The organism is Brevundimonas sp. AAP58, from assembly GCF_001295975.1.
Classification (GTDB): domain Bacteria; phylum Pseudomonadota; class Alphaproteobacteria; order Caulobacterales; family Caulobacteraceae; genus Brevundimonas.
On the sequence record NZ_LJHU01000004.1, the window covers coordinates 1 to 24921 of the forward strand.

Below are 24921 nucleotides of genomic sequence, written 5' to 3' on the forward strand. Positions count from 1 at the left end.
GGCCGCCGGCGGGTTGAGGCGCGGCGGGACGCGGGGCCTGGGGCGCGGCCGGAGCCTCGGTCCTGGGGCGCGCGACATCAAAGCCCTGGGGCCGCTGGTGACCCCCGGCCGGAGCGCCCGGACGGCGCTTGATCTCGACGGCGACCGTCTTGGTGCGGCCATGGCTGAAGCTTTGGCGCACGGTGCCGGTGGGCACCGAGCCCACTGCGCGCGGCTTCAGGCTCAGCGGCGCGCGCGGGCCCGTCGTGGACGGGGTTCCCGTGGGAGCCTGGCCTTCGTTGGTCTTGTCGTTCTCGTCAGTCATCCGGTCGCTTTACTCGTGGGCGGGAAGGTCCGCCGGTCGTCCTAAGGTCGTCTCGTCAAACGCAAATAGCCGTGCGACGCCCGACCCTCCCAAGGAAGGATCGAACCCCGCCCGTTCGCCCTCACGGGCCTGATCCTGGGTCTTCGTCTGACCCGCTCCCGCCGCCGGGCCCTTCGTGAGGGCCCCACTCCGGGGGGCGGAGCGGTCGAAATCCCGCCAATCGCGAGGCCTCCTGGCCCCAGCGATCCGCCCGCCCTCCGGCGAGCAGGACCGCGTGTATCGCATTTTCCAGCCCGAGGGCCAAACTCAAATCGTCCGCGCTGAAGGCCCCGCAGACCTGCGTCGCCTGATGCCGCGCCAGATTGAGCAGTTTGCCGCGCCCGTCTGACGCGCCGTCCGACGCCTCGATCAGCCAGGCCGCCGCACCGATGCGGATCGCCGCCGCGCATTTCTCGAAGCCCGAGATAAGCACGCCTTCGCGTCGGGCAAGCCCCAGCTGGTCCAGACAGCGCCGGACCAGCAGGCTCTCGACCGTATCGGCCAGATCGGCGGGCGCCTTCAGCGGTGCCTTGGCCGAGCGGGAGAACAGGTTCTTCTTCGCCGCCGTCTCGATGGAGGCCCGATCGGCCGCCACCCACATGCCGCGACCCGGCAGCTTGCGCGCCAGATCGGGCACCACCGCGCCGTCCGGGCCCGCCACGAAGCGGATCAGACAGGTCTCGTCCATCGCCTGGTGCGTGACCAGGTCGCGGCGCTCCCTATCCGATGTCGCGGCGGCGAGACCCATGGACGGCTGCGGCTCCCATCACTGGTCGCGCGGCTGGTCGGGATCCTCGGCGAGGACCTCGGCGTCAGCATCGGCGTCTTGCGGGGCGCTGTCGAAAACGGCCTCGGGGTCGTATTCGCCCTCGGCGTATTCTTCCTCGTATTCCGGCTCGGGCTGCGGCAGCTCGGACGCATCGATCCAGCCGGCGGCCACGCGGGCCTGGAGGATCAGCATCTCGGCGTCTTCCTGGGCCAGGTTGAAGCTCTCGAGCACGCCCGGGACCTTCACCCGCTCCCCGTTCTTGACCTCATAGCCGCCGCGGACTTCGTCGGTGGCCAGGTCGGCCAGGTCCTCGACGGTCTTCACCCCGCCCTCACCCAGAGCGACCGCCATCGGCAGGGTCACGCCCGGCACCTCCAGCACGCCGTCCTCGACGCCGAGCTCCTTGCGCTTGGCGTCCAGCTCGGCCGCCTGACGATCCAGGAAGTCACGGGCGCGGGCCTGCAGCTCCTCGGCGGTGTCCTCGTCGAAGCCCTCGATCTCGGCGACTTCGTAGCTCTCGACGTAGGCCAGGTCCTCGACGGTGGCGAAGCCTTCGGTGACCAGCAGCTGGGCGATGACCTCGTCGACGTCCAGCGCCTCCTGGAACAGCTGGGTGCGCTCGGCGAACTCGCGCTGGCGACGCTCGCTGTCCTGGGATTCCGTGATGATGTCGATCTGCCAGCCGGTCAGCTGGGAGGCCAGACGCACGTTCTGGCCGCGACGCCCGATGGCGAGCGACAGCTGCTCGTCCGGCACCACGACCTCGACGCGGTCGGCCTCTTCATCGAGCACCACCTTGGAGACCTCGGCGGGAGCCAGGGCGTTGACGATGAACGTCGGCTCGTCGTTGTTCCACTGGATGATGTCGATCTTCTCGCCCTGCAGCTCGGCCACCACCGCCTGGACGCGCGAGCCGCGCATGCCGACGCAGGCGCCGACGGGATCGATGGAGCTGTCGTTCGACAGAACCGCCATCTTGGCGCGCGAGCCGGCATCGCGGGCGGCGGCGCGGATCTCGATCACGCCGTCATAGACCTCGGGCACTTCCTGGGCGAACAGCTTGGCCATGAAGCCCGGGTGGGCGCGGCTCAGCATGACCTGCGGGCCCTTGGCCTCGGGGCGGACGTCGTAGATGTAGGTGCGGATCCGGTCGCCGATGTTGAACACCTCGCGCGGGATCGACTGGTCGCGGCGCATGATGCCCTCGCCCCGGCCCAGGTCGACGATGGTGTTGCCGTATTCGACGCGCTTGACCGTGCCGTTGACGATCTCGCCGACGCGGTCCTTGAACTCTTCGTACTGGTTGGCGCGCTCGGCTTCGCGGACCTTTCCGGTGATGACCTGGCGGGCCATCTGGGTCTGGACGCGGCCGAACTCGAACGGCGGCAGCTCCTCGACATATTCCTTGCCGACCACGGCTTCCGGATCGCGCTTGGAGGCGTCGGTCAGCCGCACCATGGCGCTGTCGTTGAACTCCTCCAGCTCGTCTTCCGGCTGCCAGTCGTCCTCGACGATGGTGACGTGACGCGTCAGGGCCAGTTCGCCGGTCTTGGGATCGATCTTGGCGCGGATATCGTGGTGCGCGCCGTAGCGCGACTTGGCGCCCTTCTGGATGGCCTCTTCAAGGGCCTCGATCACGATCTCGCGGTCGATGTTCTTTTCCTGCGCCACCGAATTGGCGATCTGGAGCAGCTCCAGACGGTTGGCGGAGATACCGGTCACGGCCATCAGGCGTCGTCCTCAGTGGTCTTGATGTTGGTGTTCGCTTCGACGCTTCCAGAGGGAAGGCCGTCGTCTTCGGGTTCGCCCCGCGCGGCGCGGATCGCGGCCCCGCGCTTCAGGAGCGCATCGTTCATGACCAGCTTGGCGTCTACCAGCCAGTCGAAGGGGATCAGCGCGGTGTCGTCCTCGCCGTCCAGATCGATGGCGATGTTCTCGCCCTCGGTCCCGGCCACGACGCCCTTGAAGCGCTTGCGTCCCTCGATCATGCGATCGGTCTCCAGCCGCGCCTCCAGCCCTTCGAAGATGTCGAAATCCTTCAGCCGGGTCAGGGGCCGGTCGATTCCCGGCGAGGATATCTCAAGCAGATACTCCCCCGCGATCGGATCCGCGGCATCCAGCACCTCGGACACCGCGCGGCTCAGCCGGGCGCATTCCTCGACGGAGATGTCGTTGTCCGCCGGCCGCTCGGCCATGATCTGAAGCCGACGCCGCAGCGTACCCCCCATCAGCCGCACGCGCACGATCTCCAGGCCGAGCGTCTCCGCGACGGGATCGACCAGCTCCAGGATTTCGCGATCTTCGACGGTCTTGGCGCGCAAGGACGGGGTTCTGTTTCGGGCAAAAGAAAAAGCGGTCGGCCATCCAGGCCGCCGCTTTGAACGACGCCGTTGGACGCCGGTCTAACGATGTGGGGAGCTCTATAGACCCGCTTTTGCCGAAAGAAAAGGGCGGTGCCGGCCGCCCCTCTCAACCATCAGTGCGCGTGAGCGCGCTTGCGTCCGAACCCGCCGGTCAGCAGGGTCTTGATGAAGAAGAAGACGGCGATGACGATCGCATAGCCGAGGAACAGCGCCAGCCGCGTGATCCAGAAGCCGCCGTCGGTCAGGTCGGGCAGCAGGAAGGCGCTGCCGCCCAGCATTGGCCGCAAGGCCTCGATCAGGGTGTGGACCAGGGTCGCGCCCAGCGCCGCACCCCACAGGCCGCTCCAGGCGCCCATCAGGAAGAAGCCGAACACGGCGGCGATCACCAGACCCATGACCTGATTGACGCCGTCGAAGCCGCTGTCGGCCAGGGCCAGCAGGCCCTGCAGCAGATTGCCCAGCTGGGCGAGAAGGTCTTCCATGACGCGCCGCTCCGGTTCGATTTCCCACGGCCCCGCTTGGCCGTCGGCAGGGTTAACGCCGGTCGCCGGAAATGGCTCCGCTTAGCGTCCCGTCGATCCGAAACCGCCCGCGCCGCGCTCGGTCTCGTCCAGCGTCTCGACCTCTGTGACCGTCACCTGCGCGACCGGCGCGATCACCATCTGGGCGATGCGCTCGCCCCGCCGGATCACGAAGGGCTCCTGCCCGAGGTTGACGAGGATCACCCCCACCTCGCCGCGATAATCGCTGTCGATGGTGCCCGGCGTGTTCAGGCAGGTGACGCCGTGCTTCAGCGCCAGCCCCGAGCGCGGCCGGACCTGCGCTTCCCAGCCTGGCTGCAAGGCCATCTTGAGGCCCGTGGGCACAAGCGCCCGCGCGCCGGGCTGAAGCGTCAGGGGCGCCTCGTCAGCCACTGCCGCCCGCAGGTCCATGCCCGCCGAGCCAGCAGTTTCATATGCCGGGAGCGTCAGCCCCTCGGCATGCGGCAGGCGCTGGATGCGGAGCGTGCTCAACGGCGGTCCTCAGGCTTTGGCGGCGAAATGATCGGCGATCCGGTCGGCGAGGCGCTGGGCCACCTCGGTCTTGGACAGGCGCGGCCAGGGCTCGGCGGTGTCCCTGGTGACCAGCAGCACGGTATTGCCGTCCGCGCCGAAGACGTCGGCGGACACGTCGTTGCCGACGATCCAGTCGCAGCCCTTCCTCGACAACTTGGCCCGGGCGTTGGCCTCCAGATCGGTGGTCTCGGCTGCGAATCCGATGACAAGCGACGGCCGGTTCGGTCCCGCCTTGGCGATGCCCGCGAGGATGTCGGGGTTCTCGATCAGGGCCAGAGCGGGCGGGCCGCCGGGCGCCTTCTTGATCTTTCCGCCAGCGATGGTGTCGACGCGCCAGTCCGCCACGGCCGCCGAGAGCACCGCGATATCGGCGGGAAGCGCGGCCTGCGTCGCCGCCTGCATCTGCAAGGCCGTCTCGACGTCGACGCGGGTCACCCCCAGCGGTGCGGGCAGGCCCGTCGGCCCCGACACCAGGGTCACGTCCGCTCCTCGCTCGGCGAGCGTAGCGGCGATGGCGTACCCCTGCTTGCCGCTGGACCGATTGGTCAAGCCGCGCACCGGATCAATCGGCTCGAACGTGGGCCCCGCCGTGACCACAGCCTTTCGCCCGGCCAGCGGCCGCCCGGCCGGGCCCGCGAGCTGGGCCTGGATGGCCTCCAGGATCGCCGCCGGCTCGGCCATGCGGCCGGGTCCGAACTCGCCGCAGGCCATCTCGCCGTCGTCGGGGCCGACGACCGCCATCCCGTGCAGGCCAGAGAAGCCTTTCAGCCGCGTGACGTTCGCCTGCACCGCCGGGTGGGTCCACATGCGCACATTCATGGCCGGAGCCAGCAGCACGCGCTTGTCCGTGGCCAGCAGCGTCGTCGAGGCCAGGTCGTCGGCCATGCCGTTCGCCGCCTTGGCGATCAGTCCCGCCGTCGCCGGCGCCACGACCAACAGATCGGCCCAGCGCGACAGCTCGATGTGGCCCATCGTCGTCTCGTCATCGGGCAGGAACAGGCTTTGCCGGACCGGATGACCGGTCAGCGCCGCAAGGGAAAGAGGGGTGACGAAGGCCGCGCCACCATCGGTCAGCACCGATCGGACTTCGGCCCCGGCCTTCCTGAGCATGCGCACCAGCTCGAGCGCCTTGTAGGCCGCGATGCCACCGCCCACGATCAACAGGATCTTTCGGCCGTTCAGAGCGGGACTGGGCATGGCCTTCCTGTAGCGGCCACCGAGCGGCCGGTCGAGCCGCGAAAAAAGAACATTGCATGAACAGTCTGGTTGTGCATAACGTCGTTTCGCGGCAAGGTTGGAGGTTGAAATGAAAGCGACGTGGATAGGCGCGACACTGGTCGCGGTGCTGGGGCTGGCGGCCTGCGGGAATGGAGAGTCCGCCGTCGAGACGCGTGACCGGGCGCTGACGGCACCGGTTTCGTTGATGTCGGCGACGGTTCCCGAGGTGTCCGGAGAGCCGGTCGCCGCGGCGGCCGAGGCACCGGCCCCCCTGACCGCCAATCGGCGGGAGACGGTCGATGAGAAGATCCAGCGTCTCTACGAGCGCAACGGGGCGGACTTTGGCGCTCGCTCGCCCGAGGAGTTCCTGTCGAGGATCACCGCCTTCACGACCTCGCCGCCGTCCGGGACGGACCGGGCGACGCGGCCGAACGGCGATGTCCTGCTGTATCAAGCCTCGACCAACACCTTCGCCGTGGTAGACCGCGAAGGCACCCCTCGCACGATGTTCAAGCCCGACGAGGGTGAAGCCTACTGGGCTGAGCAGAAGGCCGCGGCACCCACGTTCGGACAACGCCGCTCCAACGGCTAGGACGGCCGACGGAGCGACCCGCGAGCCTTAGTCGGCGTCAGGTCTGTCTGCCATTTCACGGATCAGATCGAGCGCCAACTTCTGCTGGCGCGGCGACAACCGAGGGGCCATTCGGGCGATCTCGATGGTGTGCCGTGTCGCCGGGAAGTCGTGCTCGAAAGCGGGAGCACCCTCCTCGGCCATGCCAGGTTGTGTGCCGCCCAGCCCCTGGAAAAAGTAGGCCACGTCGACCTTGAAGAAGCGCGCGATGTCCCAGAGCTTGGACGCCGAAATCCGGTTGGTGCCCTTCTCGTACTTCTGGATCTGCTGGAAGGTCAGGCCGAGCGCGCGCCCAAGGTCACTCTGGTTATAGCCCAGGCTGATGCGTTTCTCGCAGACCCGACGCCCCACGTGCCGGTCCACCGGATGGGGACCATCCTCTCCCTTGCCTCTCGCCATTTCGTTCGCCGTTGTGAAAAGTTCGTATGGTGGGTGACGCCATGCGCCTACAGCCAGCGCGTGTCATGTAAATTCTGGGAAATGGCGATTCCGGTCATTGACACAACAGCATCGATCCAGAGAGCACGTCGATGTGGCATCTGCTGCCACGACGAAAGGCCCCTTTCTCACGTTTGCCCACGACGCGCTCCGAGACGAGCCACGGCGAGCGGCAAAAAGCCAATCAGCAGCAGAAGCGCAAAGGGGATGTCGCCGAACCCGCCATAGACCGTCGGCGACGTCGCCGCCGGAAGTCGAGCGTCGATCACCCCGCTCTCGCCGCTGTTCAACCGCTGACCCTCGATCACTCGACCCCAGGGATCGATCATGGCTGAAACGCCGGTCGGGGTGGCGCGCACCACGGGCAGACCGGTTTCGATCGCGCGATAGCTGGCGAGGTTCAGATGTTGAAGCGGCCCCGACGTCGCCCCAAACCAGGCGTCGTTCGACACATTCACGATCCATTCGGGGCGGCCTCGCCCTGCGGGCGTGAAGCCGGGATAGAGGCTTTCATAGCAGATCAGGGGCTGGACCCTCGACCCGTTCGGCAGGTCGATAGGCGCAGGCGTCGGCCCGGCGCTGAAGTCAGCCGGCATGTGAACCAGACTGCGTACGCCGAGCGCGCTCATCAGCCCACCCAACGGCAGGAACTCGCCGAACGGCACAAGCCGGTGCTTGTCATAGATCGCCCCGACCCGCAGCCCCTCGCCCCCTTCGTCATGCAGGGCGATCAGGCTGTTGTAGTAGCGGGCCTGTCCATCCTCGCCGCGCTCGCCGCGCGCGAAGCCCGCCAGCAGCGTCTGTCCCGGCTGGAGCGCGCCGGCGATGGCGACGCCATCGGGCGAGCCGGGCGCGAAGACATCACCAAAACTGGCGGGCAAAGCCCCCTCCGGCCAGACGACCAGATCGGGCAGGGCCTCGCCCGGTCGGGCGGTCAGGTTGACATAGCGGTCGACGATCGAGCGATAGGCTTCCGGGGTCCATTTGGACTCCTGATCAACATCAGGCTGGACGATACGGACCAGCGTCGCCGTTTCCTGCACCTCGGCTCCGGCCAGTCGGATCGTGCCACCGACGATCAGGGAGGCGAACACAACCGCGCCTGCGATTGCGACGCCGATACGGCCCTTTCGCGGTCCAGGCGCGAGCAAGGGCGCGAACGCCGCAGCGGCGGCTACCGTCATCAGACCCAGGCCATACACCCCCGCGACCGAGGCGAACTGCGACGCCGCCGAACCGGCCCGCCATCCCGCGCCAGCCGGATTCCATGGAAAGCCCGTCAGCACATGGCCCCTTAGCCATTCGAAGAGGGCGAACAGGGCGGCGAACACCAGAACGCGCGCCAGACCTTGCGGCGCGAACCGGCGATAAAGCGCCGTGGCCGCGCCCCAGAACAGGCCAATCCCGGCAGGCAGCAAACTGGCCGCGAACGGTGCCATCCAAGCCTGGGCCGGGTTGACCAGAAAGGCCTCGGCCACCCACCAGCAGCCCACGAGGAAGTATCCGAACCCCGCGAGCCACCCGACCCAGAAGGCTCCGCGCACGGTGCCCGACCGCTCGGCCAGCAGCATCAAGAGCGGATAGGCGATCAGGCCCGGCAGAAATCCGAACGGCGGATGCACCAGCGCGGCCAGCACCCCGGCGGTCAGGGCGAGACCGATCCGGCTCCAGCGCCCCACCAGCAAAGGGGCCAGCATGTCTCGCCCTCTGGTCACGGCAGAACCCGATAGGGGTCGGCGACACCCAGATCCGCCAGGATCTCGCGCTCCTCGGCCTCCATGGCCTCGGCTTCGGCGTCAACCTCGTGGTCGCGGCCGAGCAGGTGCAACACGCCGTGGACGGTCAGATGGGTCAGGTGGTTCGCGAGGGTCTTGGACTGCGCCTCGGCCTCGGCCGCGCAGGTCTCATGGGCCAGAACGATATCACCCAGCGGCTGGACGTCGGCCCCCGGCATGGGCGCGGCAGGAAAGGACAGGACGTTGGTCGGGCTGTCCTTGCCCCGGAACCGGGCGTTGAGGTCGCGCACGGTATCGTCATCGGTCAGCAGGATCGTCACTGTTCCGGTCGCCGAACCCAATGCCGCCCGTGCCGCGCGCGTCACCACGGCCTCGACGTCGGCGACGGCCGCCGACCAGGCCTCGACCTCGACCTCGACCTCGATCATCGCCCGGACGGATCCTCGAGGTCGGGGACCGGTCGACTGCGCAACGCGTCGGCGTCGTAGGCGCGCACGATGCGCTCGACCATGGCGTGGCGCACCACGTCTTCCGCCTCAAAGGCCAGGACACCAACGCCCTGGACGTCCTTCAGGACGCGAAGCGCGTGGGCCAGGCCAGAATCGCGCGGGTTCAAGAGATCGATCTGACTGGGATCGCCGGTCACCACCATGCGCGCGCCTTCGCCCAGACGGGTCAGGACCATCTTCATCTGCAGCCGGGAGGTGTTCTGGGCCTCGTCGACGATGATGAAGGCGTGGCTGAGCGTGCGACCGCGCATGAAGGCGATGGGCGCGGCCTCGATCTCGCCCTTGTCACGGCGACGCTGGACGTCCTCGGCCCCGAGAATGTCGTTCAGCGCCTCCCAGATCGGAGCCAGATAGGGATCAACCTTCTCGTTGAGGTCGCCCGGCAGGAAGCCCAACTTCTCGCCTGCCTCAACCGCCGGACGGGTGATGACCAGCCGGTCGACCTGCCCCCGACGCAGAAGCGATGCGCCATAGGCCGCTGCGAGGAAGGTCTTGCCCGTGCCCGCCGGGCCGACACCGAAGGTCAGTTCGCAGCGCGACAGGGTCTCCAGATAGCGGGCCTGGGCGTTGGTCTTGGGTACGATGGCCCCGCGCTTGCCGATCGGCAGGGCCATGGGATCGGAACTGGGCGCGCCTTGGCCGCCGCCGCGCGCCGCGGCGATGCCGGCGCGCACGTCGGCCTCATTGACCTCGGCCCCCTTATCAGCGCGGGTAACCAAGGCGGCGATCACTGCCTTGGCGTTGGCCCGGTCCCGCGCGCCGCCGTTGATCGATACCCCGCCCCCGGGCGCCTCGATCAGCACCTTGAAGGCGTCCTCGATCAGGGCGACGTGGCGGCTGTTCGGCCCGATGACGGCGCGCAGTGCGCGGTCGTCGAGCGCGAGAAACTCGCTTTCACGCGCCAAGAAGCTCTCCCGTCAGGCTGTTCTGCTGACCGCTGATGATCCGCACAGGAACGATCTGGCCGATCAGGTGATCCGCGTCCTCGGCATGAACCGATTGCAGATAGGGCGACCGGCCGATGGCCTGACGCCCGTGGCGGCCCTTCTTCTCGAACAGCACGTCCAGCGTCTTGCCGACCTGGGCCTTGTTGAAGGCGACCTGCTGCTCGAGCAGAAGCGCCTGCAGCGCGTGCAGCCGGGCCAGGGACACGTCGGCCGGCACCTGCGTGCCCATCGTCGCGGCCGGGGTACCGGGGCGCGGCGAATACATGAAGCTGAAGGCGGAGGCGTAGTTCACCTGCCGCACCAGATCGAGAGTCTCCTCGAAATCCCGGTCCGTTTCGCCGGGAAAGCCGACGATGAAGTCGCCCGACAGCGCCATGTCCGGCCGCGCCTCGCGGATTCGGCCGATCAGGTCGATGTACTTTTGCCGCCCGTGCTTTCGGTTCATCAGCCGCAGGATGCGGTCCGAGCCCGACTGAACGGGCAGGTGCAGATAGGGCATCAGCTGGGGCAGCTCGGCATGGGCCGCGATCAGGTCGTCGGCCATGTCGTTGGGGTGGCTGGTCGTGTAGCGGATGCGGTCGATGCCCTCGATCTCCGCCAGAGCCCGCGCCAGCCGCGCCAGCGTCCAGACCGATCCATCCGGCCCCGCGCCGTCGTAGGCGTTGACGTTCTGGCCCAGCAGGGTGAGCTCGCGCACGCCTTGGGCCGCCAGACCCCGCGCCTCGGCCAGCACGGCGTCGGCCGGACGCGACCATTCCGTGCCGCGCGTATAGGGCACGACGCAGAAGCTGCAGAACTTGTCGCAGCCCTCCTGCACCGTCAGGAAGGCCGTCGGACCGTTGACGCCCCGCGCCTCGGGCAGGCTGTCGAACTTCTCATCGGCGGCGAAGTCGGCGCCGATCCGCTCGCCCCGCGCCCGCGCCGTCCGGGTCAGCAGCTCCGGCAACTGGTGATAGGCCTGGGGGCCGACGACCAGGTCCACCGCCGGCTGGCGACGCATGATCTCCTCGCCCTCTGCCTGAGCGACGCAGCCCGCGACGACGATGGTCATCGAATTCCCTGTCGTCCTCGCTCGCTCGTCCTTCAACTCCCTCAGCTTGCCCAGCTCGGAATAGACCTTCTCGGCCGCCTTCTCGCGGATGTGGCAGGTGTTCAGGATGACGAAGTCCGCGCCCTCGGCCGTGTCGGTCGGGGCATAGCCGAGCGGACGCAGCACATCGGCCATGCGCTCGCTGTCGTATACGTTCATCTGGCAGCCGTAGGTCTTGATGAACAGCCGCTTGACGCCCGGAGCGGACTCCGGCGTCGCGACCGTCCCGGCCTGCGGCGGGGTCAGGGTCTCGGACATGGGCGGCTTATGATCGCCGATCCCGGCGACCGCAAGGCGGGCGGGAGCCGGCGTGGATCAGGAGACCTTCTCGGGCGCGACCTTGGCGGCGTTGCGCGTATAGATCAGCCCCTCGCGGCGCGACGGCTCGGCCCCCGGAATGGGCTTGCCATAGAGCTCCAGCTTGTGGCCCACCAGCTCGAAGCCCAGCCGCTCCGCGATCTCGGACTTCAGCCGCTCGATCTCGGCGTCGAAGAACTCGATGACCTCGCCCGTGCGCGTATCGATCAGGTGATCGTGATGATCGTCGCCTGCCTCTTCATACCGCGAGCGTCCATCGCCGAAGTCATGCTTCTCAACGACCCCGGCCTCCTCGAACAGGCGCACGGTGCGATAGACCGTGGCGATCGAGATGTGAGGGTCAATGGCCGAGGCGCGGCGGTACAACTCCTCGACATCCGGATGGTCCTCCGCGCTGGACAGCACGCGGGCGATGACCCGCCGCTGTTCGGTCATGCGCATGCCGCGCTCGGCGCAGAGTTTCTCGATCCGGTCCATGCGCCGCAAGATAAGCCCCGGATCAGGCGGTGGGAAGCGGCGTGTCCAAATTGCGAGCGAGTAGCAGGGCGTCGACAGGCTGGCCCTCCGGTCGGGCATAGTAGCGGGGTCTGCGGCCAACCGGCTCGAAGCCCAACCGGGCATAAAGGGCGCGCGCCGGCGCATTATCCTCGGCGACCTCGAGAAACAGGCGCTCGACACCCAATACTGCGGCTCGTGAGGCCGCCCGTTCGACCAGTCGCGTCGCGCTACCGCAACGCCGCCCATCCGGGCGGACGGCCAAGGTCAGAATCTCTGCTTCGTCGACGGCGGTCTGAATGAGGATGAAGCCCTCCGGCTCAAGCTCCAAGAACACGCCCGGCTGGCTGAGCAGGGCGGCGAACGCCTCGGGCGACCAGGGCGCGTCGAAGGCCTCGGCATGGACGGCGGCCAGACCCTGAACCAGTTCTGATGTCAGGATGTCCGTCACACCGCCCGAGCCTGCCCGGGCAGCCGGGTCGGAGGCGTCGCGTCCGGGGCCCTCAGATAAAGAGGGCGGGCAGGATGGAGTGTCGGATCAAGCCGTTCCGTGAGGGCCGCAAGCGCCAGAGCGGTCGGCTCGGTGACGACAAACTCGATATCGGCGGCGACAAGCACCGCTCCGTTGCCGGCCCACCGCCAGATCTGGCGCATGTCTGCAAGCGTGGTCGTCGCGCTCTCGATGGTCGCGGCTCGAGGCCCATCGATCGGGTCGCCATCCGCAAACGTCTGGAGATAGACCTCGCCGCGGCGTGCATCGATCACCGAGGCAACCGCCCCTTGCGGCCCGCCCTCGATAGACCAGGCGAGCGACTGGAGGCTGGAGACGCCCACCACGGGCCGGTCCAGCGACTGTCCCAGCCCGAGAGCAAAGGCCAGCCCGACACGCAGGCCGGTGAAGGACCCCGGGCCGATGGTGACGCCGACGCGTTCGATGGCCGCGAAGCCGACGCCGGATTCGACGACCGCATCGCGCACGAACCCGCCGATCCGCTCCGAATGCCCTCGCGCCATGATCTCGCTTCGCAGTCCCAGCACACGACCGCCCTCACAGACGGCAGCAGTGCAGGCACCCAGCGCCGTGTCGATGACGAGGGTCCGCAAGCCCTAGAGAACCTGCTCGACCCGGGTCACCTCGGGAACATAGTGGCGCATCATCTGCTCCACCCCCGCCTTCAGCGTCATGGCAGAAGACGGACAGCCGGCGCAGGCACCGCGCATGCGCAGCGTCAGAACACCCGTTTCCTCGTCGAATGCGTCAAACAGGATGTCGCCGCCGTCCTGGGCCACCGCCGGGCGGATCCGGCTGTCCAGCAGCGACTTGATCTCGGCCACGATCTCGGAATCATCGCCCGCTTCCATCTCGCTTTCCGAGCCTTCGCGGATCAGAGGCACGCCGGAGGTGAAATGATCCATCACCGCCGCCAGGACCTCGGGCTTGATGTCGCTCCAGTCCCGACCGTGAGGGGCGCGGGTCACCGAGACGTAGTCGTCCCCGAAGAAGACGCCGGTCACATCCTCGAGCTGGAACAGGGCCTCGGCCAGAGGCGAGGCCGCCGCCTGATCGATCGAGAGGAACTCGCGCGGCGTGCTCGACACGATGCGTCCAGGGATGAACTTCAAGACGTTCGGATTGGGCGTGGGTTCGGTCTGAATGAACATGGTCCAGAGATGCGCCTTGGCGGAAAGGCCTGCAAGAGCGACGCTTCAGGTGCTAGCGCCCGTCAGGCCAGATCCTCTATTTCGGCATCGGTCAGCTCGCCCGGCACGATCGTCACGGGCAGTTTGCGAGCTCCGAAGCCAACACCTTTCAGCACCGCGCTGACCAGCGGCCCCGGCCCCCGCCCGCCCGATCCCGCCGCGAGCACCAGAATCTTGATCTCCGGATCATCGGCGCAGACCTCGCGAATGGCGGCATGGGGGTCGCCCTGTTCGATCAGGAAGACCGGCTGGGCACCCGACCGCGTCGCCGCCTCCTCGCCCAGCCGCGTGAGCAGTTCCTCCGCCTCGGCGCGCTGCTGACGTTCGATCTCCTCCCGGACTCCCGCCCAGTGCTCGTCGGACTGATCCGGGATGATCCGCAAGAGCGCCACCCGGCCGCCGGTCGAACGCGCCCGGCGCGAAGCGTAGCGCAGCGCTGCCTCGAACTCGGGGCTGTCGTCGGCCACGACCAGGAACTTCCGAGGCATCAGAGCGCCCCCGTCACCTGGCGGATCTGGCCATTGGCGATGGTCAGTTTGGCGAAGGTCCAGCCCGCGCCGGAGGCCTCGATCTCGTCGACGGAGGCGCGCACGCCCTCGACCAGGTCTTGACGTGAGCCGATCCAGGCGTCGACGGCGGCTTCGGCCGTCGCCTCGCTGTCGCCCACGGCCGGATCGGAGACCTTGGCGACGGCGCGGGTCAGGACGACCTGTTCGCCCATCAGATCCTCGATCAGGCGGCGCACCGCCAGCCGGTCGAAATGGTCGGCGGAGGGCACGGCGCCGGCGGCTGCGCGCAGCCGGTCGAAGTCAAAGGCGGCGCCGACCTGGTGGTACAGTCGCGCCATGCGGGGCTCGGACCAGCCGGCCTCCCGCGCCAGGTCGCCGATGTCGGCGGTCGCCACCAGCGGCCGCAGCATGGAGATCGTCTGAGCCAGATCCTCGCCTACGCCCATGTCGGCGAAGCGCTTGAGCCGCTCGGCCAGCCGTGTCTGCTCGAAGCGCGACAGGACGTCGCCGCCCGCGGCCCGCAGCGCGTCGGCCGCCGGACGATAGGCCTCGATCAGCCCCGCCACGGTCGCGCCGCTCTGGCCCGCGCGTCGCGCCAGCCAGAAGGTCTGGCGGCGCAGCACGGTCGAGATCTCGGTGTAGAGCGCCGTCTGGGTCTCGGCCGGAACCTTCAGGTCGAGCGCATTGACGGCGTCCCAGGCCTCGTCCAGCCGGAACACCCGCCGCGCCGCCTCGAAGGCGATGACGAGCGCGGTGGTGTCGCAGCCCGAGGCGCCCCGCAGCCGGTCCGGGAAGGTCGGCCCCGCCATATTGACGATCTCGTTCGCCAGCACCGTCGCGATGATCTCGCGGCGCAGCCGGTGCCCGCGCATCTGCTCCTCGAAGCGCGCGAGCGCTTTCGGGAAGTAGCGGACCAGGGTCTCCTCGAAGAAGGGGTCCTCCGGTGCCGTCGAGGCGACGATGTCGTCCGACAGCTCCAGCTTGGAATAGGCCATCAGCACGGCCAGTTCCGGTCGGGTCAGGGCCTGACCGGCCTGCTTCATCTCCTGTACGCGCTGGTCGTTGGGCAGGCCCTCGACCTTGCGATCCAGTTTTCCGCGCGCCGTAAGCGCCTGCATGAACCTCTGCTGGGCATCGAGTCCACCGGGCCCTTCCGCCTGCTGCAGGGTCAGGGCCAGCGTCTGGTCGTAGTTGTGAGCCAGGACCTTTGTGGCCACCTCGTCGGTCATGGAGGCGAGCAGAGGCACGCGCTCCTCGATCGGCAAGACGCCGTTGGTCACGGCCGATCCCACCAGGATCTTGATGTTGACCTCGTGGTCGGAGGTGTCGACGCCGGCGGAGTTGTCGATGGCGTCGGTGTTGATCCGGCCGCCGCCAGCGGCGAAGGCGATCCGGCCCGCCTGGGTGAAGCCGAGGTTGGCACCTTCGCCGACGACCTTGACCCTCAGCTCATCAGCGTTGATCCGGAGCGCATCGGTGCCCTTGTCGCCGACCTGGGCGTCGGTCTCGGCGGCCGACTTCACATAGGTGCCGATGCCGCCGAGGTAGAGTAGCTCAGCCGGAGCCTTCAGGATGGCGCGGATCAAGCTGACAGGGTCGAGGCTGTCCTCAGCAATGTCCAGCGCTGCCTTGATCTCGGGGGTCAATTCGATCGACTTGGCCCCGCGCGAGAACACCCCGCCGCCCGCCGAAATCAGCGCCTTGTCGTAGTCCTGCCAGGACGAACGCGGCAGCTGAAACAGGCGATTGCGCTCCTCCCACGACCGGGCCGGGTCGGGGTTGGGGTCGATGAAGATGTCGCGGTGGTCGAAGGCGGCGATCAGCTTCGAAGCCTTGGACAGCAAAAGCCCGTTGCCGAACACGTCACCCGACATGTCGCCCACGCCGACGACAGTGAAGGGCTCGGTCTGGATGTCCTTGCCGATCTCGCGGAAGTGGCGCTTGACCGCTTCCCAGGCACCTCGCGCGGTGATGCCCATGGCCTTGTGGTCGTAGCCAACCGAGCCGCCCGAGGCGAAGGCGTCGTCCAGCCAGAAACCGTAGTCGGCCGACACCCCATTGGCGATGTCCGAAAAGGTCGCTGTACCCTTGTCCGCCGCGACGACCAGATAGGGGTCGTCGCCCTCGAACGGCACGACATTCGCCGGCCGGATCACTCCGCCATCGGCACCGATGGTGTCGGTGATGTCCAGAAGGCCCGACAGGAAGGTGCGATAGGCACGAACCGCCTCGGCCTGCTGGGCGTCTCGGTCGCCGCCGGCGCGGACGACCTTCGACAGGTATTTGGGGAAGAAGCCACCCTTGGAACCGACAGGCACGATAACGGCGTTCTTGACCTGCTGCGCCTTCACCAGCCCCAGCACCTCTGTGCGGAAGTCGTCGCGACGGTCGGACCAGCGCAGGCCTCCGCGCGCCACAGGGCCAAAGCGCAGATGCACACCCTCGATATGCGGGGCCCAGACGAAGATTTCGCGGTACGGCTTGGGAAGCGGCAGGTCGTCGAGCTCCCGCGAGGCGATCTTGATCGAGATGTGCGGCTTGGGTGCACCGTCCGCACCGAGCTGATAATAGTTGGTCCGCTTCACCGCCCCGATCAGCGCTGCGATACGACGCAATGCCCGGTCGTGGTCCAGGCTCTTCACGTCCATCAGCAGGTGATCGATCTTGGCCTGAAGCTCGGCAATCTGAGCTGCACGGGCTTCGGCGGATCCGCCGTGAGCGGGGTCGAACTTGCAGGCGAAAAGGGAGATCAGGGCGCGCGCAATCGCCGGATAGTCCCGCAACGCCTCTTCCTGCACAGCTTGCGAGGGGTCGAGCCCCGTCTGCTGGCGGTAACGCGCGAGCGTCCGGATCAAGGCGGCCTCCCGCCAGTCGACGCCGAGCTCCAGGACGAGACGGTTGAAGCCGTCGCTCTCGGTGCGTGCGATCCAGACGGCCTTGAAGGCCTCCTCGAACGGGTCCTTGACATCGCCGAAGGCCAAACTCGCGCCACGCGGATCTTCCAGCAGGAACTCATGGACGTGGATCTCGCCCCCGCCCGTCGGATGCACCGCGTTGCCGAACTCCTCCAGCGTCTTCAGCCCCATGTCGGCCAGGATCGGCAGTACGTCCGACAACGGCACCGCCGCGCCGCGGTGATAGAGCTTGAAACGAAACTGCAGCGGGCTATCCGAAGCATGACGGAAGGCCCGCACGGCCACCGGCTCGCCTTCGCCCAGCCGGTCGAACTCCTGCAGATCGGCCACGGCCTCGGCCGCGTCGTAGCGGGCGCGATAGCCCGGTCCGAAGCCCTCGGCCCAGCGGGCGCTCAGCGCCCCGATCTGGACGTCATCGATGTCGGCGGCACGCAGCGCGCCCTCGAACCGGTCGACCCAGCTGCGACCGGCCTCGGTGATCTCGGCTTCCAGCGCCCTGGCGTCGGGCGTTGGATGATCCCCCGGCGTCACGCCAACGATGTAGTGGATGCGGACAAGGGGGGCGTCGGACAACTGAGGATACCAGGCCGACAGCCGCCCGCCCCAGGCACGGGCCAGGATCGTGCCGATCCGCTCGCGTACGCCGGCATCGTAACGCTCGCGGGGAACGAAGACGAGCACCGAGACGAACCGGTCGAAGGGGTCCTGGCGCGTGAAACTCTTGATCCGGGGACGGTCGTAAAGGTGCAGGATGCCGAGTGCCGTCTCGAGCAGTTCGTCTTCCGTGATCTGGAACAGCTCATCCCGGGGATAGTTCTCAAGGATGTTCTTCAGCCGCTTTTCGTTGTGGCTGCCCGGAGCCTTGGCCGCGCGAGCGAGGGCGTTGGTGACCTTCCTGCGGATCAGGGGCACCTGGGAGGCGGAACGGTCATAGGCCTCGGCCGTGAACAGGCCCACGAAGCGGGTTTCGCCGGACGGACGACCGTCCTCGCCGTACCGCTTGACCCCAACGTAGTCCATGTAGGCCCGGCGGTGGACCCGGCTACGCAGATTGGCCTTGGCCACGGTGACAGGCTCGGACAGGTCCATCTGCCGCTTCATCTGGGCGGTCAGGACGGCGGGCTCGGAGGACCGGCGCAGCACGGTGCGCTCACGGTCGCGCAGCACACCCACGCCCTCGGCGGACTGATCCAGAGGCGCCTCGTGCGCATAGCCGCCGTCGGCCGTGCGCGGGTAGTCATAGTCGCGCGCACCCAGGAACACGAAGTGGTCATCGTTCAGCCAGCGCAGGAAGGCCAGGTTTTCGGCCACGACCTCAGGGTCAATGCCGCCGGGCCGGGCTTCGAGGTGGGCGACCGACCGCTCCATGAGGGCGCTCATCTTGCCGAAGTCGGCGACGGCCAGGTGGACGTCCGACAGAGCCTCGGCCACCGACTTGGCCAGCGCCTCCCGACGGTCCTGGGGCAGGGGATCCAGAACGACGACGATGACCGATTCCCGTGTGTCGCCACCATTCGCGCGCCGCGATCCGTCCGCCTGGCGCGACAAGGCGAGCACGGGGTGGAACAAGGCGCGCACCGACACGCCGGCGTCGGCCAGTTCTCCCATGACGCTATCGACCAGAAAGGGACGGTCGTCCTGCACGATGCGCAAGATATCGTATGGGGTCTCGCGACCCGCTGTGGTCAGGGGTTCGATGTTGATGAGGGGGGCCTCGCCCGGCGCGCGGCGCTCGCTCCAGCGCCAGGCGTCGGCCAGCAGCCCGGCGACGTCTTCGGGCGACAGCTCAGGCGTCTCGTCCTCGGCATAGTCCTCAAACGCCTGATCGACGAAGGATTGCTCCAGTCCGTCCAGCGGCCCGCCGCCGCCCCGCGCCTGGGCGAAGGCCGCTCTCAAACCCTCCGCGCTGGAGATCGTATCGGGGCCGCGGTGTTTGCCTGACATGGGCGGGTCTCGTTCAGCGCGGCCTCGTGCGGCCGCCGGTCGCAGACCCCGGCAATAGGCCCGCTGGCGTCCGTCGGGAAGCCCCGGCGACGCCCCGGAAACGAAAAGGCCGCCGGACGGGCGTCCGACGGCCTCTCGTCAAGCCGGTGCTGGAGGGGGGTGGCACCGACCGATACCGCCACGGCCCTGGGAGGGGGAGGGATGGACCGCGACGTATGAGGCCTAGGTGGGGGCCGATTGCGGCGATGCAAGGGCGTTCGTTCAGGGCTCCGACGCCGACGGGCGCGGCTGTTTGACGCGGGCCGGACGTTTCGCCGGTGGTCCATGGTCGTGATGGTCCTCGTCCTCGTAGGGACGGCCGTTTCCAGACAGCATAACAGCGATCCAGCGCGATCCCTGGAACTCCGCCAGGATGGCCATGGCCATGACCAGAAGCGGCGTCGACAGGAACATGCCGACCACCCCCCACATCTTGCCCCACAACGCCAGGGCCAGAAGCACGGCGACAGGATCGATGTTCTGGTTGTCACCCTGCATGCGCGGCTGAATCAGATTTCCGACCACGGCAAGGATGATCTGGAGCCCGACCAGCAAGATCAGCGCGGGCCAGTAGGTCGGGAATTGAACTAGGGCGAACAGCGGCGGGGCGAGCCCGGCGACCGCGCCGCCCAGCACCGGTATGAAGCCCACCACGAAGATGATGAAGGTCCAGAACTCGGCGTGCTCCAGACCAACAATCCGCATCAGGATCCAGGCCGCCGCGCAGATGATCACGCCGGTCACGGCCTGGACCCAAAGGTATCCCTCGACCCCGCCCCGCACCCGCTGGAAAACCTCAAGCGCCTCGGACCGCTGCTCCCGATGCGGGAACATAGCCACGATCTTGCGACGGAAGCCCGCCTGGGACGCCAGAAGAAACCCGAGATAAACAAGAACGAAGAAGGCACCGGACGCCACGCCCTGCATCTGGAAAGCTAGGCTGGTCAGGTATCCCCTCAGATCGATGCCCGAGATCAGCTCCGCGGCGGTTGGGGCCGCCGCCATCCCGAACAACGCCGCGATATCGGCGATGATGGCGTCGATGCGCGGGCCGATCCCGCTGGAGACGCCCGACATGTCAGTGAAGAAGGCGGCCGCCCCGTTCACGATGAAGGCGATGACGGCGAAAAAGATCGCGATGACCAACAAAAGGGCCGCGATCCCCGCGGTGTGATCGGGCAGGTTGGTGTGTCGCTCGATCAGCCGCTTCACCCCGTCGATCATGATCATCAGGAAGATGGCCATCGCCAACGGCGTCAGGATGTCCCTAAGCCAATAGAGCGCGGCACCCACGGCCACCACAGCCAGGGTCACGAGGGCGTTTCTGGCGACGGTCGAGGTCGGGACGGCGATGGGCGGCTTCATGAGCAGACTGTCAGGGCGTCCGTTCAGCCGGTCAACCGGCGATCGTCTGGCGGCGCGCAATGCCCTCGGCTAAGCAGGAGCGAGCCCCTTTGGAGACCCGCCCATGTCCGACGCGCCCGCCGGCCTGTTCCTTGGTCAGTCTTCCAGCGAAGGGGCGGACAAGCCCGAGCTCCTTCTCTGGAACCGCGCCAACCGCCACGGCATCGTCGCGGGCGCGACCGGAACCGGCAAGACGGTCACCCTGCAGATCATGGCCCAGGGCTTTTCCGAGGCTGGAGTGCCGGTGTTCTGCGCCGACGTGAAAGGCGATCTTTCCGGCATCAGCCAGCCGGGGACGCCGAACGAGAAGCTGCTGGCCCGAGCCGCCGGCATGAACCTGACGCTGGTCTCCAAGGCCGCGCCGACGGTGTTCTGGGACCTCTACGGCCAGAAGGGCCACCCCATCCGCACGACGGTGTCGGAGATCGGACCGCTGCTAATGGCCCGCATGCTGGACCTGAACGACGTCCAGGAAGGCGTCCTGACCGTCGCCTTCCACGTCGCCGACAAGGAAGGCCTGCTGCTGCTCGACCTGGACGATCTGCGCTCGGTCCTGACCTATGTGTCGGAGAACGCCGCCCGGATCGGCCGCGAGGTCGGCAACGTCGCCCCGGCCTCGGTCGCCGCCATCCAGCGCGCGCTGCTCCAGCTGGAACAGCAGGGCGGCCAAGCCTTCTTCGGCGAACCCGCGTTGAAACTGGAGGATATGATCCGCGTCGGTCTGGACGGCCGGGGCCAGGTCAATGTGTTGGATTCGACCCGGCTGATGGGCTCACCGCGCCTTTACGCCGCCTTCCTCTTGTGGCTGCTGTCGGAGCTGTTCGAACAGCTGCCCGAAGTGGGCGACCCGGAAAAGCCGCGCCTCGTCTTCTTCTTCGACGAGGCTCACCTGCTGTTCCGTGACGCGCCCAAGGCCTTGCTGGAAAAAGTCGAACAGGTCGTGCGCCTGATCCGCTCCAAGGGCGTCGGCGTCTATTTCGTCACCCAGAACCCCGCCGACATTCCCGACAGCGTGCTGGCCCAGCTCGGCAACCGTATCCAGCACGCGCTGCGCGCCTATACGCCCGCTGAGCAGCGCGGCCTGAAGTCGGCGTCTGACAGCTTCCGCGCCAACCCGGCCTTCAACACCACCGAGGCGATCCAGGCGCTGGGCACCGGCGAGGCGGTGGTCTCGGTCCTGGACGAGAAGGGTGCGCCTACCATCGTCCAGCGCACCCTGATCCGTCCACCGGACAGCCGTCTCGGCCCCGCGACCGACGCCGAGCGCGCGGCGGTGATGGCCGCGAGCCCGGTCAGGGGCGTCTACGACACGGTGATCGACCGCGAGTCGGCCGAGGAGATCCTCGCCGCCCGTCACGCCCGCGCCCAGGCCGAGACGGAGGAGGCCGAAGCGGCGGCAAAGGCGCCCGCATCGCGCGAGACGGCCCGGACGCGCTCATCAGCCGAATCCCGCGCCCCGCGCCGTTCCAACCGCCAGACACCTATGGAGGCCCTGACCAAGTCGGTCCTGCGCACGGCCGGATCGACCATCACGCGGGAAATCCTGCGCGGCGTGCTGGGTGGCCTGCGGCGGCGCTGAAACGCTCAGATCAGCGATGTCAGCCGGGTGTTGGCGAGATCGGCCATCACGCCGGTCACCTGCGCGCCCGAGCCGGTTTGAACCACCAGCTTCGCACCATGCTGTGACAGGCCGCGCGTATCGACTTGCACCATGGCCCAGCCCAGGAACAGCTGGGACTGGATCGGCCAGCGCGCCAGGACGCGAACGTTGCGGTGGCGATCGTCCGTCGAGATGATGTCCATGAGACGGTTCAGCGTCTCGGGCTCCCCCTCCAGAACCTGAACGAAAACGCCGTCATGCAGGGCCAGAGCCCCGGTCACCCGCCGGCGGGCGTTGTTGCGCACCGAAGTAGCGACAATGGCGGAAAGATCGACCGGGCCCTGGTCTGGGGTGACCGCGTCGCTGCGATAGACAACGCGTTCGAGCAGGACTGTCATGAATACTCTGGTCCAGCGGAGGATCCGCCCTTCATCTAGGCTTAACGCGCGAATAGGACCAGCGTCTTCCGCTCAGCGCGGGATCAACCGCCACATCCTGAGCGGATGCCGTACGGTGCCGGCCTCTTCGCCCGCTGCCGCGCCCCGGCCCATGTAGAAGTCCGCCCTGACCGGTCCCCGGATGGCCGAACCGGTGTCCAGCGCCACGACCAACCCCCGGTAGCTGCCTCGCGCGCCGCGCAGGTTGCCGCCATCCGCAGAAATCCAGACCAGGTCGCCATAGGTCCAGCTGGCTGGATCGACCGCGATGGCGCGACGGGCCGGCAGGGGCACCCCGGCCGCGCCAGCAGGATCCCCGCCGTCGTCCGGATCGAGCGCGAAGTAGATGTAGCGAGGGTTCAGCGCCGTGATCGCGCGAGCTTCCCGCCCCCGGTTCGTTGCCAGCCAGGCGCGGATGGCATCGCCGGACGTTCCGTCGCGGGGCAGCAGACCCTGATCCGCCATCGGCCGGCCGACGCCGACGAAGGGGCGTCCATTGTCTGCGGCATAGGCGGCGCGGGCCTTGGAGCCATCCTCGAACGTCAGGTAACCGGAGCCCTGGATCTGGAGGAAGAACAAGTCCTCGGCCCGCATCCACGCCAGCGGCGGCGCGGGCGGCGGCCCGGCCTCGATCTCGGCCCGGACCGGCCCGACCCAGCCACGGGTCCAGCCTTCGGGACGAGGAAGGACGGGCGTGTCGAAGATAGCGTCGGGCACCCGGCGCGCCTCATACTCCGGTGCGAAATAGGCGGTCAGCAGGCCGGGACCACTGTCTGCGGTCTCGGCCTGAACGACAACGAACCCGGTTTCGAAGAAGGCGCGGGCCATCGATGGCGTGACCGGCCGCGACGTCTGCTGGATCAGCCGCCCGCGCTCGCACTGACGGACGGCAGCCATCTCACGGGCGACGCCACAGGTCTGCACATAGGCAACGAAGGCCGACAGATGGTCCTCGTCAGCCCAGCCGGCCAGGGTGGCCGGGCCCGGCAACCCGTCAACGGGCGAGGACGGCAGGGTGATGGACGGAACGGGGGCGGCAGGGCCGGGAGCCGGCGCGATTGGCGTTTGCGTCGCACAGCCCGCCAGCAGCAGTCCAAACACGCCGAGCCAGAGCCCGGCGGTTCTGGCCGGGTGGCCCTCCGCGTTCACGCGTTGGCGGGTTCGACGCGGGCCAACACCCAGTTCGGGTCCGTGGCGCCGAGCGACCGCTCAAAGGTCCAGTGCTCGGCGGTGCGCCGCTCTTCGATACGCGGCTCGGCCTCTGTCCCACCAGCGAACACCTTGGAGCGCAGCTCGGCCAGAAAGCGAACCTTGGCCACAGCCTTGTCGCCCTCGGCCGAGGCGATCTCCAGATCGGCGCGCGGGCCGTGCAGGAACTCGACCTCCTCGGTCTCGCCCCGGGTTTCGCGCGCGACGATGCCGGCCTCAAAGGATTCTAGGACTGACGGGGTCAGGAGAGGCTTCAGTGCCGCGCGGTCGCCGGTGGCGTAGCCGCGCACGATCGTCTCATAGGCCTGACGCGCGCCCTCGATGAACTTGCCAGGATCGAAACCGGGGTCGCGGGCGCGTAAGGACGCGGCGGCGGCCAGAGCGGCCGCGTCGACGGCCGGCATCTTGGCGACCGGCTCGGGGGTTGCGGGTGCCCTGGCCAAGACGGGGACCTTGGACCCGTCCTCGGGCTGGCGGCCGACCTTCTTGCCCAGCACATTGTAGAGCTGGAACAGTACGACGGCCGCGATCACGGCGAAGATCACGATCGAAAATTCTACCGGCACGGTCACTTCCTGACGTTAGCGTCCGGGGTCGAAGGGACCGCGGACGAACTCGGTTGGACGATTAGGGTCCTATATAGGCGCGCGCAAGGCGGGTCGCACCCCGCCTCAGCGGCCCGCCGAGCGTTGCGACATCGCGTCCCCGATGCTAGTCGCGCCCACCCTTGTCCTTTCAGACGCCCAGCCGACTGTCCGCACCATGACCGACGCCACGCCCGCCGACCCCTCCGGCACCCCCGCCCAGCCGCCGATCGCGGGCTTCCGCATCCTGGCGCAATACGTCCGCGACCTGTCGTTCGAGAACCCGCGCGCGCCGGATAGCCTGCGTCTCGAGGGCAAGCCGCAGATCGACATGGGCGTTGAGCTGAACGCGACCGGCCGTCCGGACGGCCTGTTCGAGGTCGATCTGAAGCTGTCGATCAAGGCTGCGACCGAGACGACGCCGGTGTTCCACGTGGAACTGCTCTACGGCGGCCTGTTCCAGTTGCAGGGCGTGTCCGAACAGGACATCGAGCCCATGCTGCTGATTGAATGCCCTCGCTATCTGTTCCCCTACGCGCGCGAGATCGTGGCCCGAGCCACGTCGGACGGCGGCTTCTATCCGCCCTTCATGCTGGATCCGATCGACTTCGCCGGCATCTATGCCGCGCGGATGCAACAGGCGGCCCAGAAGGCCGGCGCAGCCTGA

Annotated in this window: 25 protein-coding genes; 3 read left to right on the forward strand and 22 right to left on the reverse strand. The window is 68.0% G+C overall.

Going from position 1 to position 24921, the window contains the following annotated elements:
* From IP78_RS00350 to coaBC, 7 genes are all read right to left on the reverse strand, one after another.
* Nucleotides 1-304 (reverse strand): translation initiation factor IF-2 associated domain-containing protein (locus IP78_RS00350; RefSeq protein ID WP_054109730.1); only part of this gene is annotated, 304 nt, incomplete at its 3' end.
* Between the two features lie 121 nt (nucleotides 305-425).
* Nucleotides 426-1091 carry an RNA-binding protein gene (locus tag IP78_RS00355; protein WP_054109731.1) on the reverse strand — a complete coding sequence of 222 codons (666 nt, stop codon included), beginning with the start codon at nucleotides 1089-1091 and terminating at the stop codon, nucleotides 426-428.
* 18 nt (nucleotides 1092-1109) lie between these two features.
* Entirely contained in the window at nucleotides 1110-2840 is a 1731-nt protein-coding gene (gene nusA / locus IP78_RS00360; RefSeq protein ID WP_054109732.1) for a transcription termination factor NusA, read from the reverse strand.
* On the reverse strand, nucleotides 2840-3433 hold the full coding sequence (rimP, locus tag IP78_RS00365) for a ribosome maturation factor RimP (protein ID WP_054109733.1): 594 nt from the start codon (nucleotides 3431-3433) through the stop codon (nucleotides 2840-2842). Before rimP ends, nusA begins: the two co-directional genes overlap by 1 nt.
* Before the next feature lie 155 nt (nucleotides 3434-3588).
* The gene (locus IP78_RS00370; protein ID WP_054109734.1) at nucleotides 3589-3957 is read right to left on the reverse strand and encodes a hypothetical protein; all 369 of its coding nucleotides are present in this window, start codon (nucleotides 3955-3957) and stop codon (nucleotides 3589-3591) included.
* Between the two features lie 81 nt (nucleotides 3958-4038).
* The gene (dut, locus tag IP78_RS00375) at nucleotides 4039-4488 is read right to left on the reverse strand and encodes a dUTP diphosphatase (RefSeq protein ID WP_054109735.1); all 450 of its coding nucleotides are present in this window, start codon (nucleotides 4486-4488) and stop codon (nucleotides 4039-4041) included.
* 9 nt (nucleotides 4489-4497) lie between these two features.
* On the reverse strand, nucleotides 4498-5727 hold the full coding sequence (coaBC, locus tag IP78_RS00380) for a bifunctional phosphopantothenoylcysteine decarboxylase/phosphopantothenate--cysteine ligase CoaBC (RefSeq protein WP_054109736.1): 1230 nt from the start codon (nucleotides 5725-5727) through the stop codon (nucleotides 4498-4500).
* A 109-nt stretch (nucleotides 5728-5836) separates the two neighbouring features.
* Here coaBC and IP78_RS00385 point away from each other — a divergent pair, with 109 nt between their 5' ends.
* Nucleotides 5837-6340: a hypothetical protein gene (locus tag IP78_RS00385; protein ID WP_054109737.1), complete on the forward strand. Its 504-nt coding sequence runs from the start codon at nucleotides 5837-5839 to the stop codon at nucleotides 6338-6340.
* 27 nt (nucleotides 6341-6367) lie between these two features.
* Here the strand turns inward: IP78_RS00385 and IP78_RS00390 are convergent, their stop codons facing one another.
* The 12 genes from IP78_RS00390 to IP78_RS00445 all read right to left on the reverse strand — a co-directional run bounded on the left by IP78_RS00390 (nucleotide 6368) and on the right by IP78_RS00445 (nucleotide 20385).
* Nucleotides 6368-6778 (reverse strand): helix-turn-helix domain-containing protein, encoded by a 411-nt coding sequence (locus IP78_RS00390; protein WP_054109738.1) that lies wholly within the window; start codon nucleotides 6776-6778, stop codon nucleotides 6368-6370.
* Between the two features lie 167 nt (nucleotides 6779-6945).
* Nucleotides 6946-8514 carry an apolipoprotein N-acyltransferase gene (gene lnt, locus IP78_RS00395; RefSeq protein WP_054109739.1) on the reverse strand — a complete coding sequence of 523 codons (1569 nt, stop codon included), beginning with the start codon at nucleotides 8512-8514 and terminating at the stop codon, nucleotides 6946-6948.
* Nucleotides 8515-8528: 14 nt separating this feature from the next.
* Nucleotides 8529-8981 carry an rRNA maturation RNase YbeY gene (gene ybeY / locus IP78_RS00400; protein WP_054109740.1) on the reverse strand — a complete coding sequence of 151 codons (453 nt, stop codon included), beginning with the start codon at nucleotides 8979-8981 and terminating at the stop codon, nucleotides 8529-8531.
* Complete coding sequence (locus IP78_RS00405; protein ID WP_054109741.1) at nucleotides 8978-9967, reverse strand: PhoH family protein; 990 nt, start codon at nucleotides 9965-9967, stop codon at nucleotides 8978-8980. Before IP78_RS00405 ends, ybeY begins: the two co-directional genes overlap by 4 nt.
* Complete coding sequence (gene miaB, locus IP78_RS00410) at nucleotides 9957-11357, reverse strand: tRNA (N6-isopentenyl adenosine(37)-C2)-methylthiotransferase MiaB (protein ID WP_082384766.1); 1401 nt, start codon at nucleotides 11355-11357, stop codon at nucleotides 9957-9959. Before miaB ends, IP78_RS00405 begins: the two co-directional genes overlap by 11 nt.
* A gap of 57 nt (nucleotides 11358-11414) precedes the next feature.
* A complete protein-coding gene (locus IP78_RS00415; RefSeq protein WP_054109742.1) occupies nucleotides 11415-11894 on the reverse strand; it encodes a Fur family transcriptional regulator in 480 nt (159 codons plus the stop codon).
* A gap of 22 nt (nucleotides 11895-11916) precedes the next feature.
* A complete protein-coding gene (locus IP78_RS00420; protein ID WP_054109743.1) occupies nucleotides 11917-12363 on the reverse strand; it encodes a GNAT family N-acetyltransferase in 447 nt (148 codons plus the stop codon).
* Nucleotides 12360-13016 (reverse strand): tRNA (adenosine(37)-N6)-threonylcarbamoyltransferase complex dimerization subunit type 1 TsaB, encoded by a 657-nt coding sequence (gene tsaB, locus IP78_RS00425; protein WP_054109744.1) that lies wholly within the window; start codon nucleotides 13014-13016, stop codon nucleotides 12360-12362. Before tsaB ends, IP78_RS00420 begins: the two co-directional genes overlap by 4 nt.
* Before the next feature lie 3 nt (nucleotides 13017-13019).
* On the reverse strand, nucleotides 13020-13574 hold the full coding sequence (locus IP78_RS00430) for a NifU family protein (protein WP_054109745.1): 555 nt from the start codon (nucleotides 13572-13574) through the stop codon (nucleotides 13020-13022).
* Nucleotides 13575-13636: 62 nt separating this feature from the next.
* The gene (locus IP78_RS00435; RefSeq protein WP_054109746.1) at nucleotides 13637-14101 is read right to left on the reverse strand and encodes a universal stress protein; all 465 of its coding nucleotides are present in this window, start codon (nucleotides 14099-14101) and stop codon (nucleotides 13637-13639) included.
* The gene (locus tag IP78_RS00440; protein ID WP_054109747.1) at nucleotides 14101-18981 is read right to left on the reverse strand and encodes an NAD-glutamate dehydrogenase; all 4881 of its coding nucleotides are present in this window, start codon (nucleotides 18979-18981) and stop codon (nucleotides 14101-14103) included. The genes IP78_RS00435 and IP78_RS00440 overlap by 1 nt, the downstream gene beginning before the upstream one ends.
* 261 nt (nucleotides 18982-19242) lie before the next feature.
* Nucleotides 19243-20385 (reverse strand): AI-2E family transporter, encoded by a 1143-nt coding sequence (locus IP78_RS00445; RefSeq protein WP_054109748.1) that lies wholly within the window; start codon nucleotides 20383-20385, stop codon nucleotides 19243-19245.
* 103 nt (nucleotides 20386-20488) lie between these two features.
* Here IP78_RS00445 and IP78_RS00450 point away from each other — a divergent pair, with 103 nt between their 5' ends.
* Entirely contained in the window at nucleotides 20489-22003 is a 1515-nt protein-coding gene (locus IP78_RS00450) for a helicase HerA-like domain-containing protein (protein ID WP_054109749.1), read from the forward strand.
* A 5-nt stretch (nucleotides 22004-22008) separates the two neighbouring features.
* Here the strand turns inward: IP78_RS00450 and IP78_RS00455 are convergent, their stop codons facing one another.
* From IP78_RS00455 to timA, 3 genes are all read right to left on the reverse strand, one after another.
* Complete coding sequence (locus IP78_RS00455; protein WP_054109750.1) at nucleotides 22009-22422, reverse strand: BLUF domain-containing protein; 414 nt, start codon at nucleotides 22420-22422, stop codon at nucleotides 22009-22011.
* Nucleotides 22423-22494: 72 nt separating this feature from the next.
* Nucleotides 22495-23610: an MltA domain-containing protein gene (locus tag IP78_RS00460; protein WP_231680826.1), complete on the reverse strand. Its 1116-nt coding sequence runs from the start codon at nucleotides 23608-23610 to the stop codon at nucleotides 22495-22497.
* Nucleotides 23607-24236 (reverse strand): TIM44-related membrane protein TimA, encoded by a 630-nt coding sequence (gene timA, locus IP78_RS00465; RefSeq protein WP_054109797.1) that lies wholly within the window; start codon nucleotides 24234-24236, stop codon nucleotides 23607-23609. Before timA ends, IP78_RS00460 begins: the two co-directional genes overlap by 4 nt.
* Nucleotides 24237-24432: 196 nt before the next feature.
* Between timA and secB the strand changes: the two genes are divergently transcribed.
* On the forward strand, nucleotides 24433-24921 hold the full coding sequence (secB, locus tag IP78_RS00470; protein ID WP_054109798.1) for a protein-export chaperone SecB: 489 nt from the start codon (nucleotides 24433-24435) through the stop codon (nucleotides 24919-24921).